At 63.1% G+C, this 12,920-nt stretch carries 10 protein-coding genes; 7 read left to right on the plus strand and 3 right to left on the minus strand.

Features of this window, described 5'->3' with window-relative positions; translation table 11 throughout:
• Positions 1 to 32: 32 nt before the first annotated feature.
• Genes KI609_RS17545 through KI609_RS17570 form a run of 6 tightly spaced genes read left to right on the plus strand, consistent with a single transcriptional unit; the run spans position 33 to position 6,994 of the window.
• Complete coding sequence (locus KI609_RS17545; RefSeq protein WP_226444840.1) at positions 33 to 2,672, plus strand: NosR/NirI family protein; 2,640 nt, start codon at positions 33 to 35, stop codon at positions 2,670 to 2,672.
• Positions 2,669 to 3,952: a nitrous oxide reductase family maturation protein NosD gene (locus tag KI609_RS17550; RefSeq protein ID WP_226444841.1), complete on the plus strand. Its 1,284-nt coding sequence runs from the start codon at positions 2,669 to 2,671 to the stop codon at positions 3,950 to 3,952. The genes KI609_RS17545 and KI609_RS17550 overlap by 4 nt, the downstream gene beginning before the upstream one ends.
• A complete protein-coding gene (locus KI609_RS17555; protein WP_226444842.1) occupies positions 3,927 to 4,871 on the plus strand; it encodes an ABC transporter ATP-binding protein in 945 nt (314 codons plus the stop codon). Before KI609_RS17550 ends, KI609_RS17555 begins: the two co-directional genes overlap by 26 nt.
• Before the next feature lie 28 nt (positions 4,872 to 4,899).
• Positions 4,900 to 5,715: an ABC transporter permease gene (locus tag KI609_RS17560; protein WP_226444843.1), complete on the plus strand. Its 816-nt coding sequence runs from the start codon at positions 4,900 to 4,902 to the stop codon at positions 5,713 to 5,715.
• Entirely contained in the window at positions 5,712 to 6,290 is a 579-nt protein-coding gene (locus tag KI609_RS17565) for a nitrous oxide reductase accessory protein NosL (RefSeq protein ID WP_226444844.1), read from the plus strand. Before KI609_RS17560 ends, KI609_RS17565 begins: the two co-directional genes overlap by 4 nt.
• 20 nt (positions 6,291 to 6,310) lie before the next feature.
• Entirely contained in the window at positions 6,311 to 6,994 is a 684-nt protein-coding gene (locus tag KI609_RS17570; RefSeq protein WP_413463338.1) for a nitrous oxide reductase accessory protein NosL, read from the plus strand.
• Positions 6,995 to 7,204: 210 nt separating this feature from the next.
• Here the strand turns inward: KI609_RS17570 and KI609_RS17575 are convergent, their stop codons facing one another.
• Together KI609_RS17575 and KI609_RS17580 are read right to left on the minus strand one after the other, a co-directional pair.
• The gene (locus KI609_RS17575; protein ID WP_226444845.1) at positions 7,205 to 8,692 is read right to left on the minus strand and encodes a DEAD/DEAH box helicase; all 1,488 of its coding nucleotides are present in this window, start codon (positions 8,690 to 8,692) and stop codon (positions 7,205 to 7,207) included.
• A gap of 504 nt (positions 8,693 to 9,196) precedes the next feature.
• A complete protein-coding gene (locus tag KI609_RS17580) occupies positions 9,197 to 10,075 on the minus strand; it encodes a neutral zinc metallopeptidase (protein WP_226444846.1) in 879 nt (292 codons plus the stop codon).
• Positions 10,076 to 10,504: 429 nt separating this feature from the next.
• Here KI609_RS17580 and KI609_RS17585 point away from each other — a divergent pair, with 429 nt between their 5' ends.
• Positions 10,505 to 12,214 (plus strand): sensor domain-containing diguanylate cyclase, encoded by a 1,710-nt coding sequence (locus tag KI609_RS17585; protein WP_226444847.1) that lies wholly within the window; start codon positions 10,505 to 10,507, stop codon positions 12,212 to 12,214.
• Between the two features lie 207 nt (positions 12,215 to 12,421).
• On the opposite strand, the gene KI609_RS17590 is transcribed toward KI609_RS17585, so the two are convergent.
• A complete protein-coding gene (locus KI609_RS17590) occupies positions 12,422 to 12,889 on the minus strand; it encodes a hypothetical protein (RefSeq protein ID WP_226444848.1) in 468 nt (155 codons plus the stop codon).
• Positions 12,890 to 12,920 lie beyond the last annotated feature (31 nt).

The following is a 12,920-nucleotide window of genomic DNA, read 5'->3' on the forward strand; positions in this document are numbered from 1 at the left end:
GCTGTGCTGCCCTTTTCTTTTCAGGACATCCGATGCTTTTGCCGAAATTCCGCCTCCTGTCGATTCTGTGGGTCGCACTCATTTTTGCGCTGACGACACTCCCTCCAGGAGTACAGGCGGCGGCGGGCAAAGGTGCTTACGAAGCCGAACTTCCGGCTGACCTGGCCACCGCCAAGGACATGTGCGCGCTGCTGCCGTGCCAGGACGTGTTCCCGGGGGCCACCCATTTTTCAGAACGCAAGGGCCAGCCGCCCTACGTTGAAGCCTATGACAAGGCTGGCGACGGCCGCCAGTTGCTGGGCTATGTGATGCTCTCGACCGACATCACCGACACGCCCGCCTACTCGGGCAAGCCCGTGGTCACGCTGATCGGCATGGACAAGACCGGCCATTTTGTCGGCGTGAAGGTGCTCAAGCACTCCGAGCCTATCTTGCTGCTGGGTATCCCAGAATCTGCGCTGCTGAAATTCAACGACCAGTACCTCGGAAAATCAGTCTCCGACAAATTGGAGATTGGCCAGTCGCGCCCCGACGACGAGGTCATCGGGCTGGACGCCATCTCTGGCGCCACCGTCACGGTGATTGCGCAAAACCAGGTCATGATGGCCTCGGGCTCGGCCGTGGCACGGCAAGTCGGCATCTTGGCGCCCACCGTGCGCGAGCCAGCACGCTACAAGGTGACGGGCGCCTCCCTCACCTGGGACGAGCTGGTGGGACGCGGTGCCGTGCAGCACCTGCGCGTCATGCCCGAGCAGTTGGGCCAGGACCGCAGCGCCGACCCGTTCATCGAGCTGTGGTTCGGTGACCTGAGCCACCCCGACATTGGCAAAAGTGTGCTCGGCGCCACGGGCTGGGACAACCTGCGGCAACAGATCAAGGAAGGTGAACACGCGGTCTTTGTCATCCGGACCGCAGGGCATGAGTCTTTCAAAGGCTCGGGTTTTGTGCGTGGCGGCCTGTATGACCGGGTGCAGGTCAAGCAAGGTGCCGATTCGTTCACCTTCCGCGATCTCGATTATTTGAACCTCTACGGCGTGCAAGCCGCAGGTGCCCCCCGCTACAACGAGTCGGCGATCTTCATCATCCGTTCCCAGGCCTTTTCAGATGCTTACCCCTGGAAGCTGAGCCTGTTGGGCAATCGTATTGACCGGGCCACGGGTGCCAAAAGCTTCACCAGCTTCGACACGGCCTATTGGTTGCCAGCCTCCATGCTCGAAGGCGGCCGCCCCAAGGTGGTCGAGCCCGATGCCCCTTGGGTGCGCATATGGAAGTCGCGCGCAGTGGCGATTGGCCTGTTCATCGTGTTGCTGGTGGCAGTGGGCGTGGTCTACGCCTACCGCGAACGGCTTACCCGCCTGTCCACGCACAAAAACAAGTGGCCGGTCAACGCCTTCAAGTACACCGCCTGGGGCCTTTCCATCGTTTTTGTCGGCTTTGGCGTGATGGCGCAGCCCTCCATCACGCAGGTTCTCACGTGGTTCCACGCCTTGTTGTTCCAGTGGACTTGGTCGCTCTTCCTTTCCGATCCATTCATCTTCCTGTTCTGGATCTTCATCATCGTCACCGTGTTCCTGTTCGGACGCGGCCTGTTCTGCGGCTGGATGTGTCCGTTTGGCTCGCTGCAGGAATCCATCTACAAGATCGCCCGTTTTGTGGGCCTGGGGCGCTTTCAGACCAAGCTGCCACAAAAATGGCACGACCGCCTGAAGTGGCTCAAGTACGCCATCTTCTTCTTCCTGCTCACGGTGTCCATGTTCTCCATGGGCCTGGCAGAGAAACTATCCGAGGTCGAGCCTTTCAAGACCACTTTTCTGGTCGGAGTGATGAACCGGGCCTGGCCTTATGGGTTGTTCGTCGCCGCAATCCTTGGCGTGTCCATCTTCATCGAGCGCCCGTATTGCAAATACATCTGCCCACTGGGCGCATCGCTGGCCATGCCCAGCACGTTCCGGTGGTTTGGCCTCAAGCGCAAGCAAGATTGCAATAGCTGCAAAGCCTGCGCCGTGGGCTGCGGCGCGCAGGCGATTGATGCCGACGGCCGTATCGACCACCGCGAGTGCCTGCACTGCCTCGACTGCATGATTCTCTACACCGACACCAAGGGCTGCCCGCCCCTGGCCAAAGAGCGCAAGCGCCGCGAAAAGGACGGCCTGGAAATGACGCCCATCGGCAAGAACGGCTATTTCATCCCGATCCACCCGGCGACCAGCTACACCGAGCAGATCAGCGCCAAGGCGGTGGGCGGGCCCGATCCACGCATGCCCACGCCGCCCATGCTGCCAGCGCACAAGAACGGCGCGCGCGGCTTGCAGTGGCTGTGGCTGGAAGTGCGCGACCACCTGTGGCCCTGGAGCAGCGAAGGCTGGCACTCGCAGCGGGCGCTGCAAATCGCCGGTCTCTCGCTCGCCGTGGCCGCCACGGTGGCCTGGGTTATGACGGCGATGGGCACGCTCTCCTCGGGTGCCATCATTGGCTGGTGGTTTGGCTGGAGCGTGTACGAGGTGCTGATCCGCCTGTCTGGCAAGCGCTATGTGAAGGACGGGCCGTGGTGGCGCGACCAGTACCGCGTCGCCGGCGTGGTGGACATGGTGAGCTATGTGGGCTTCAAGAATCTGATGATTGGTGCTGCGCTTTTCCTGGCGCTCAAGTCCATGGGCTGGTTGGTGATATGAAGGATGCCCTAGTCCGCCTGGCATGCGCGGCGCTCCTGTGTCTTGCGGCTACGCAGTCAGCGCGCGCCGCTACCGTGGTGGTGCAGCCTGGGCAAGACCTGCAAGCCGCCGTGCGGGCTGCAGCGCCCGGCGACGTGCTGGAGGTGCAACGCGGCTTTTACCGCACCAACCTGCTGATCGACAAGCCGCTCACGCTGCGCGGCGTGGACCGTCCCACGGTCAGTGGCGGCCTGGTCGGCGACACCATCCGTGTGACGGCGCCCGATGTCACGATCGAGGGGCTGATCGTGCGCGACTCGGGCAGCAGCCTGCAGGACCAGAACGCTGGCATCTACCTCTACCCTGGCGCACACCGCACCGTGGTGCAGCACTGCGACCTCACATACAACCTGTTTGGTCTGTGGATCGAGAAGGTGACGGATGTGCGCATCGAAGGCAACACCATTACCGGCAAGCGCGACTTTGATTCGGCGCGGCGCGGCAATGGCATCCAGCTCTTCAACACGCAGGGCGCGAAAATCATCGGCAACAACATCAGCTTCGTGCGCGACGCGCTCTATGTGGACGTGTCGCACCATGCAGTGTTCCGGGGCAACAAGCTGCACCACAGCCGCTACGGCACGCACTACATGACGTCGTACTACAACCTGTGGGAGGACAACGACACGTACCTGAACCGCGGCGGCCTGGCACTGATGGAGGTGCGCGAACAGGTAGTGCGCAACAACCGCGCCTGGGGCAACTCCGACCACGGCATCATGCTGCGCTCGGTGCAGGATTCGGTGATCGAGAACAACGTGGTCGCTGAAAACCAGCGCGGCTTCTTCATCTACGATGTGGAATACGTCACCCTGCGCGGCAACCTCGTGGTTCGCAACACCGTGGGGGTACACCTGTCAGCTGGCTCCACGCGCAACGTGGTGGAGGGCAACGACTTCATCGGCAACCGCGAGCAGGTACGGTATGTGGGTGCCCGCGACGAACGCTGGGGAGCCAAAAGCGGCAACTACTGGAGCAACTATCTGGGTTGGGACCGTGACGGTGACGGTGTAGGCGACGTACCCTACGAAGCCAACGATATGGTGGACCGCCTGACCTGGCGCCACCCCACCATCAAGCTGCTGCTGGCCAGCCCGGCAGTGCAGGCGCTGCGCTTGGTGGGTCAACAATTTCCCGTGCTGCGCGTGCCCACCGTGGTGGACCCGCACCCCCGCATGCAGCCGAGCCATTTCAACCTTGAACGGAGCCACTGGCGTGACCCGCAATCCTCCTCCCATTGACCTTCGCGAGCCCGCTGCCATCGAGGTACAGGGTGCGCACAAGCACTACGGTGCAATACACGCTGTCGATGGCATTGACCTGCGCATTGAGCGCGGCGAGATTTTTGGACTCATCGGCCACAACGGCGCAGGCAAAAGTACCCTGTTCAAGATGATTCTCGGCCTGGTAGCGGCCACCTCGGGTGATATCCGCGTGGGCGGCACCAGCGTGCAGGGGCGCGACTTTCGGGCCGCCCGTCGCCACGTGGGCTATCTGCCCGAAAACGTAGTGCTTTACGACAACCTCAATGGTCTGGAGACCCTGCGCTTTTTCGCCCGGCTCAAAGGTGCTCCGCTAGAACAGTGCCCCGCGCTGCTGGAACGCGTGGGCCTGGCCCATGCAGGCAACCGTGCCGTGCGCGAATACTCCAAGGGCATGCGCCAACGTCTCGGTTTTGCGCAGGCCCTGCTGGGCTCGCCACAGGTGCTGCTGCTCGACGAGCCTACCAACGGCCTGGACCCGCAAGCCATCCGCGACTTCTATGCCGCACTGCGCAACCTGCAGGGCGAAGGTGTCACCATCGTCATCACCTCGCACATCCTGGCCGAGCTGCAAGAACGCGTGGACCGCCTGGCCATCCTTGCCGCAGGCAAGCTGCAGGCCCTGGGCAGTGTGCAGGCACTGCGCGAACAGGCACAGATGCCACTCTCGATCCAACTGACGCTGGCCGAAGCCGATGTAGCCGCAGCACAGAACGCACTCAGTGCACTGCCCGACCTCACCTGCAGTGCAGCACCTCACGGCCTGCGGGTGGACTGCCCCCACAACACCAAGATGATGGTGCTCGCAGCCCTTGCCCCCCTGGGCGCTCGCGTGCTGGACGTGAACATCCACGAACCGTCGCTGGAAGACGTTTTCTTTGGCTTGCGCGACGCGTAATGGTCCGCCCATAAAAAGACAACACACCATGGAATTCACACAGATATTCACCATCGCGGCCAAGGAATTTCGCGACCGCATCCGCAACCGGTGGGTGCTGGCGGTAGCGCTCGTGTTCACCGTTTTTTCGCTGGCCATTGCCTACTTTGGCGGCGCGCAGCAAGGTACCGTGGGGTTTCGCTCCATCGAATTCACGATTGCCAGCCTGGTCAGCCTGGTCATCTACCTCATTCCGCTGATCGCGCTGCTGCTGGGGTTTGACGCCATCGTGGGCGAACGCGAACGCGGATCGCTTGATCTGTTGCTGTCGCTGCCCATCACGCGGCTGGAGTTGATGCTGGGCAAATACCTGGGGCTGGCCGCCGCGCTCACGCTGTCCACCCTGGCGGGATTCGGTCTGGTGGCTGTGCTGCTGTACCGGCAGTTCAGTTGGGCGGGCCTCTTTCACTACGGTGGCTTCATGATCAGCTCGGTATTGCTGGGCCTGGCATTCCTGAGCATGGCCGTGCTGCTGTCCGTCATCACCCACGAACGCACCCGCGCCTCAGGCCTGGCCATTGCCGCCTGGTTCTTTTTTGTGCTGGTGTTTGACCTGTTGCTGCTCGGCGCACTGGTGACCACGGGGGGCCGCTATGGCGGCGAGGCCATGGCCTATCTGCTGCTGCTCAACCCGGCCGACGTTTTCCGCATCCTCAACGTTTTCTCGCTCGATGACGTGCGCACCATGTACGGCTTGACCAGCATCGTCCCCCCTGCCCTGGCCAAGCCATGGTTGATGGGTGCGGTGATGGCGGGCTGGATCGTGGTGCCGCTGGGTCTGGCGAGCTGGAGATTCAAACCATGACAACGCAATACCAATCCGAATGCAGCTGCCGCGGGCGGCGCCAACTGCTGGGCTGGGCCATGCTCGCATCGCTGGGCACGCTTACGGGCCTTTCCGGTCTGGCGGGATGCACCCAGACCGATGGCAGCAGCGCCCAGGCCCTGGCGCCCGTGGAGATTGACCGCAGCACCAGTTGCGAGCTCGACGGCATGCTGCTGGCCGACTATCCCGGACCCAAGGCGCAGGTGCACTTTGCGGGGCAAGACAAGCCCTCGTTCTTTTGCGACACCGTCGAGCTGTTCAACACGCTGCTGGCTGGCGAGCAGGTCCGCGCGGTCAAGGCGGTGTACGTGCAAGACATGGGAAAAGCCGACTGGAATGCCCCGCAAGGTCACTGGATCGACGGCAAAGCCGCCGTGTACGTGGTGGGCGGCAAACGCACGGGTTCCATGGGGCCTACCATCGGCAGTTTTGCGCAAGAGACCGACGCAAAAAAGTTTGCGGCTGAATACGGCGGCAAGGTGTTGCGGTTTTCAGAAATCACGCCCGCCATGGTGGACTTGAGCGGCGGCGCCGGGCACGACACGCGCATGTAATCGGCCGGGGTCACACCTATATGTCAACGCCCACACGCCCACAGCGCGCCAGCACACGCACGACCACCCGTCGGCGCGTCGCGCTGGCGGCCTTGCTGCTGGGCACCACGGGTCTTGTGGCATGGCGCTGGTCGCCACAACCCCAAGCAGTCAAGCCACGCACGATGGAGGCGGGGGACGACGTGTGCATCGTTGCGCCCCCCACGCCATACGACCCCACCTTGGGCCAACCCCTGACAGCGCCGCGCGCGGTGCCCACCGACGCTCGGTGCCCAGTGTGTGGCATGTACCCGGCCCGTGCACTCGCGTGGGCAGCCCAGGTCATTTTTGCGGATGGTGACGCCTATTTTTTCGACTCCCCGCTGAGTCTGATGATGTACCTGGGCAATGTGGACCACTACACGCGTGGCCGCCGCCCCGATGACATCGTCGCCCGGTACGTGAGCGATACGACCACCGGCAGGTGGTTGGACGCGCTGCAGGCGGTGTATGTAGCAGGATCTTCATTCATGGGCCCCATGCGGGCGGGCAACCTGCCGGCCTTTGCGGATGGTGTGGCCGCGTTGCACTTCACGCAGCAACACGGTGGCACACCACGGGTATTCAACGAAATCGACGCGGCACTGCTGCGGTCGATGGCCCCTACCTTGCGGCCCGACCACGGCACACACACCAGCAAGACTGGCGTGATCAGCGTGGCTTGAGCGGAACCCCCAACAAGTCTTCTGGCCACGACGCGCCGCTTGGGTAGGGCAGCGCAGAACGGTCTCAAGCACGGCGCCTGTCCGAAACCGCTGCGTCGAGATGGACTGAGCGCGCTCCCTGCGTTGCGCCCGCCCCATCCAACGCCTCAAAAAGCATAGCTACCAAGCCTTACCAGCAAGGCGCAACAGGCTATTTGAACGCCCAACCGATCACTGCGTCGAGGTTTCAGGCTCGATGGCTTTGAACAACGCGGCCACCTTGCGTTTGGGCTTGATGTTGGCCGAAACCCCGCTGCGAGCTGGCGCTTTGGCGGCTTCCCAAGCAGGCGCAGCGTCGGGGCTGCTGCTGGCCTCATAGGGTTTTTCGAAAAAAGGATCGCGTGAGGCCACTGCGGGGCGAAACCCACGGTAGTTCTCGCGGGGTTCACGGCGCTCGCTGCGATCACGGGGGCTGGCTGATGGCAGGGCATCGCGCGGGTCGCCCGTTTCACCCGCTTCGCGCCATGCACGGCGGCCGTCGTTGATGCGGCCCTGGTTGCGAATGTTCGGGCGATCCTCGTCGTATTCGAGGGCTTCGATGTCGATTTTTTTCTTCAGCAGCTTCTCGATGTCGGCCACCAGGCGCGCATCACTGCCCGACACCAGCGTGACCGCCAAGCCAGAGGCGCCCGCACGGCCAGTGCGGCCAATGCGGTGCACGTAATCCTCGGCGTTGAAGGGCACGTCGAAGTTGAAGACCGCGGGCACATCTTTGATGTCCAGGCCGCGTGCGGCCACATCGGTGCAGACCAACAGGTCCACTTCGCCACTCTTGAAGGCTTCCAGGGCTTTGAGTCGCTCGTCCTGGCTCTTGTCACCGTGCAGCGCGGTGGTCTTCAGACCTTCACGCTCCAGGCTGCGGGCCAGGCGCGCACAACCGAGTTTGCTGTTCACAAAGATGAACGCCTGCTTGATGCCCCGGCTCTTGAGCACCTGGTGAATGGCACGGCGTTTGTCGTCGTCACCAGCACTGTAAAAGTGCTGTTCGACAGTGGAGGCTGTCTCGTTGGGCCGAGCCACCTCGATGGTGATCGGGTTTTGCAGGTAGCTGCCCGCCAGACGCTTGATCTCCGGCGAGAACGTGGCGCTGAACAGCAGCGTGGTGCGCTGCTTGGGCAGATACGACAGGATGCGCTGCAAGTCAGGCAGGAACCCGATGTCGAGCATGCGGTCGGCCTCATCGAGCACCACATATTCAACCTGGTTGAGCACCGCGTTCTTGGCCTCGATGTGGTCCAGCAAGCGGCCTGGCGTAGCCACCAGCACCTCAACGCCTTTTTTAAGCTCGATGGTCTGGGGCTTCATGTCCATGCCACCAAACACCACAGTGCTGCGTAGCTTGGTGTACTTGGCGTACAAGGCAATCTGCTGAGCGACCTGATCGGCCAGCTCACGGGTGGGCAACAGCACCAGCGCACGCACAGGGTGGCGGGCAGGCGATGTGGAACTACTCTCATGCTTGAGCAGGCGCTGCAAAAGGGGCAGCGAAAAAGCCGCCGTCTTGCCGGTGCCCGTCTGGGCCGCGCCCATCACATCCTGCCCGGTGAGCACCACCGGAATGGCCTGCTCCTGGATGGGTGTCATGGATTCGTAGCCCATTTCGGCTACGGCGCGCGCTAGCGGCTCTGCCAGCGATAAATTGGAAAAGGAACTTGTCATTTAGCCCTCTATTGTCGCACCGCTGGCCCAAAACGCATTTTTTTGGTTTGCTGGCCTCGGCAACTGCACCGCGCGTTTGCCCTCCATCCAGAGAAATGCTATTTTTTTGATAGCTATCAACGCTTACAAATAAAGCGCTTTCTGCACTTTTCTTGGAAATCCTTCAGCATGACCCGTCACTGCCGGGTTGTGGTAACCAAGCGTCTCGCCCCGATCTGGGCGAAGTTATTCATCGCCTTCAGGGCTGCTGCGGGGTGCGGGTGGGCCCGCGCGCCAAAACGCGCTCACGATAGCCCCGCCAGGTGCGCAGATCCTCGTTCAGCGCCCGCGCTGAACAACACCAAACGACACCATGCATGGAGCCCCAACACGGCCACCTGGCTCACGCGTGGCGCCAGCCAGGCGCCACCGCCGGTGCACATGGGACGGCCGGTGGCGCAAAGGGGCGCATAGGTGCGCATGGCCCATGGCTTCAAGAGCCTGTGCCGGCACTGGCCGAACAGGCTACAGGCTGCGGGCGGCAAACGTGTCGCAAGCCTTCACGTCGCCGTTCTGCAGCCCATTGTTGAACCACCGCTGCCGCTGGGCACTGGTGCCGTGGGTAAAACTCTCTGGCACCACCGCACCGCCGCTGGAACGTTGCAGAGCGTCGTCACCGATCTTGGCGGCTGCGTTCATGGCCTCCTCCACGTCACCCTGCTCCAGAATCTGGCGCGCAGACTGCGCATGGTGAGCCCACACACCGGCAAAGCAGTCGGCCTGCAGTTCCAGGCGCACCGACAAGGCGTTGTATTCGGTCTTGCTCACCCGCCCGCGCATCTGGTCGACCTTGGCGCTGATGCCCAATTGATTTTGCACATGGTGGCCGACTTCATGGGCAATCACATAGGCCTGCGCGAAGTCACCAGGTGCACCCAGCCGGTTTTTGAGGGTTTCGTAAAACCCCAGATCGATGTAAACCTTTTGGTCGCCCGGGCAATAAAACGGCCCCATGGCCGCCTGCCCCGTGCCACACGCGGTAGGCGTTGCCCCCCGAAACAGCACCAGGCGCGGGTCTTGGTACTGACCACCGCCCTCGCGGAAAACCCCTTGCCAGACGTCCTCGGTGTCGGCCAGAACGGTGGAGACGAACCGGGCCATCTTGTCGTCTGCGGGCGGGCGATGTGCAGGCGCCTGGGGCTGCACCTGTGCAGGCGAGCCCCCGCCACTGAGCAGGCCAAGAATCGTCAACGGATTGATGCCCAGCACCCAGCCACCCACCAAGGCCACCACGATGGTGCCAATGCCAATGCTTCGTCCGCCAAAAATTGGCGATCCCCCGCCGCCGCCGCCATCGCGGCGGTCTTCCACGTTGTCGGATTCGCGATTGCCTTCCCATTTCATTGCATGTCTCCAAAGCCCGCCCAACAGGGGCGATCCCATTAGCATATTACGCGCCAGCAAGGCGCTGCGAAGAAGGAAGGGTGTGTGTCGGGCAGACCGCCATCTGCGCCCCACTCTGAGCCACTGCGGCGCTCCCACGGTCGCCCATCGCCTGCAGCAAAACCCGTTGCAATGGCACGTGATTGGGCTTGTTAGCGCTTTCAAAGATGGGATCGCTGTGTACAGTGCGCCCATGTCTTTTGCGCACCGCCTTCAGCCGCAGGCCCAGGCCACGATCGATGCTGCCACCCCCACTGCCGCAGCCACTACGACGGCCACCATTGCCCGGCACGCATTGCGCCGCCACATCCCAACACAGCCCAGATCGCACGGTGGACGGACTTCGCCCGGGTTGGCCCGCCCACTTGCGCACGGCACCTGGGGCATGCCATGAAGCCAGTCAACCGCATCAACCGCTTCGCAGACCACGGGCTGCGCACGCAGATCGCGTTGGTGTTTGGCGCACTGGTCGTCTCCTTGGCCGTATTGCTGTCGCTGGGTTTTGGCGAGCTGCTCAAGCAGCGCACCGAGCGCGATGCGGGCGCCGCCCTTCAATTGGTGGCTGAAAACGCCAGCACGCTGCTCGCCAACGGTTTGCATCAACGCATCCGCGAGGCCACGGTGCTCGCCAGCGCCGAAATCATCTGGGCCAAAGGGCTTCATTCGCCCGAAGCCTTGCACATGCTGGAGCGCAGCAAGGCCATGGAACCCTACAACGCATGGATTGGCGTGGCCGACGCCCAAGGGGTGGTGCAAAACGCTACCGGGGGGATGCTGGTAGGTCAGACCGTGGCCCAGCGGCCCTGGTTCCAGCACGGTCTCAAGGGCGCCCATGTTGGTGACGTGCATCCGGCCAAACTGCTCGATGCCCTGTTGCCGCCCACGGCCTACGGAGAACCCAACCGGTTTGTCGACTTTGCTGCGCCGATCAACATCGGCCACACCATCGTAGGCGTGGTGGGCATTCATGGCAGCTGGGAATGGACGCGCGAAGTGCTGCAAAGCCTCACTCCGACATCGGCGCAGGAAAGCGCATTGGAGCTGTACATCTTCAACCGCGACGGTGAGCTGATTCTTGCGCCCGCCGCTCGCGGCAAGACCTTGGAAAACGCTGACATGCGACTACCCGAGGGAATCAACGTCAACAACGGCCGCGACGGCCGCAGCCTGCACACCGCCGTGGTGCGCTGGCAAGACGGCAAAAAGTACCTCACAGCGGCCACCCAACTGCAGGCACGCAGCGCTGAAAGCGACCTGGGCTGGCGCATCGTGGCACGGCAACCCATAGAGCTGGCGTTTGCCGAGGCGAACCACACCGTGCGAATGGCCCTCGCTATCGGGTTGGCGGCGGCGTTGCTGGCATCGTTGCTGGCCTGGCTGGCCGCACGGCGATTGAGCGTTGATCTGTATGCGCTCGCCGACGCCGCATCAGCCGTGGAGGCTGGCACACCAGGGTCCAACATCCCGGCCGTTCACAGCAACCGGGAAGTGACGCAACTGTCGCAGGCGCTGGGCCGCATGACGCACCGCCTGCTGTCCGCACACGAAGCCATGGAAGACACCGTGCGCCAGCGCACGCAAGAACTGCAAGAGGCCAACCACGCGCTCGACCGCCAGGCCCGCACCGACGTGCTCACCGGGTTGCTGAACCGCAGGGGTTTTGAAACCCAGATGGCCTTTGCACTGGCGCTGGCACACCGCAGCGGCAGGCCACTGAGTCTGATCACCGTTGATGTGGACCATTTCAAGCGCGTGAACGACACCTATGGGCACGAAACAGGCGATGACGTTTTGCAACGGCTCGCCTTCACCTTGAAGGAGCGGCTTCGCAGCTCTGACGTGGTGGCGCGACTGGGCGGCGAGGAGTTCGTCGTTTTGCTGCCCGACACCGACCTGGCGGGCGCACAAGCCATTGCCCACACCCTGGTGGCTGCGATGGATGAGCAGCGGGACCCGGTGGTGGGCCGCATCACCATCAGCGCGGGGGTCGCCACGCTCAAGGGGGCGGAGGAAGAAGGTGCAGACATCCTGCGCCGAGCAGACGCAGCCCTTTATGAGGCCAAGGGCCAGGGACGCAACCGGGTCTGTGTAGAAGATTGAGGCCGCGTTTGAGGGCGCGTACTGGCGCCGTACTACGCACCAATGCGCACCCATGCGCACGGATTCGCATGGGCGCGCACGGGGAGATCCGGGGCCTGAGCGAGGTCCCGCTGGGGCATGGCCACCCACCGGCACCGAGCCCCCGCCCAGCATGCATGAGATCGTGGGCGCCGCAGGGGCGTGTGCGGCGCAGCACGGCCAGCGCCCTCACACCGCCAGCAGCCGCACATCTTGCGCCAGAGAAAGAGCGGCCGCCACGGTGCACCCATCGGCCGCCGCCGTGTCGAAATACACCTGCAGGCGCGCCGACAGCGATACCAGCTCATCATCCTGGGACATCGTTGCGGCGGCCAGTTGCGCCTTGGCGTACTGGCAGTCTCCCAGCATCATGGCGGTGTTGACACACCGGCCATTCGCCGCCATCTTGAGGATGAAGGTGTTCAGCAAGTCACAAGGCCAATACCTTGTGAGCACAGGATGGGTGGAGGAATGGGTGGAGGAATGGGTGGCGGGCAGTGACGCGCCAAGGCCCTTCACAAAGCTGGAGGCATCGCTCTGGGGCCTGTCATCGGAAAGAGCACGACCCCGGGTCTGTGCGGGGTCCGAGGGTGCAGCAAAGGTCAGCATGGTGAACTCCTGGTTCGCGCCCCAGAACAACCCGGTGGCATCGTCCATGCTAAAAAATCCCCCCGCCACACCCATTCAG

Origin of the sequence: Acidovorax radicis (assembly GCF_020510705.1) — a bacterium.
In the GTDB taxonomy this organism is placed as follows: domain Bacteria; phylum Pseudomonadota; class Gammaproteobacteria; order Burkholderiales; family Burkholderiaceae_C; genus Acidovorax; species Acidovorax radicis_A.

Bases quoted from the DNA above. Each gene is read 5' to 3' on its own strand.
- KI609_RS17545 (WP_226444840.1), top strand. From the start codon at position 33: ATGCTTTTGCCGAAATTCCGCCTCCTGTCGATTCTGTGGGTCGCACTC.
- KI609_RS17550 (WP_226444841.1), top strand. From the start codon at position 2,669: ATGAAGGATGCCCTAGTCCGCCTGGCATGCGCGGCGCTCCTGTGTCTT.
- KI609_RS17560 (WP_226444843.1), top strand. From the start codon at position 4,900: ATGGAATTCACACAGATATTCACCATCGCGGCCAAGGAATTTCGCGAC.
- KI609_RS17565 (WP_226444844.1), top strand. From the start codon at position 5,712: ATGACAACGCAATACCAATCCGAATGCAGCTGCCGCGGGCGGCGCCAA.
- KI609_RS17570 (WP_413463338.1), top strand. From the start codon at position 6,311: ATGTCAACGCCCACACGCCCACAGCGCGCCAGCACACGCACGACCACC.
- KI609_RS17575 (WP_226444845.1), bottom strand. From the start codon at position 8,692: ATGACAAGTTCCTTTTCCAATTTATCGCTGGCAGAGCCGCTAGCGCGC.
- KI609_RS17580 (WP_226444846.1), bottom strand. From the start codon at position 10,075: ATGAAATGGGAAGGCAATCGCGAATCCGACAACGTGGAAGACCGCCGC.
- KI609_RS17585 (WP_226444847.1), top strand. From the start codon at position 10,505: ATGAAGCCAGTCAACCGCATCAACCGCTTCGCAGACCACGGGCTGCGC.
- KI609_RS17590 (WP_226444848.1), bottom strand. From the start codon at position 12,889: ATGGACGATGCCACCGGGTTGTTCTGGGGCGCGAACCAGGAGTTCACC.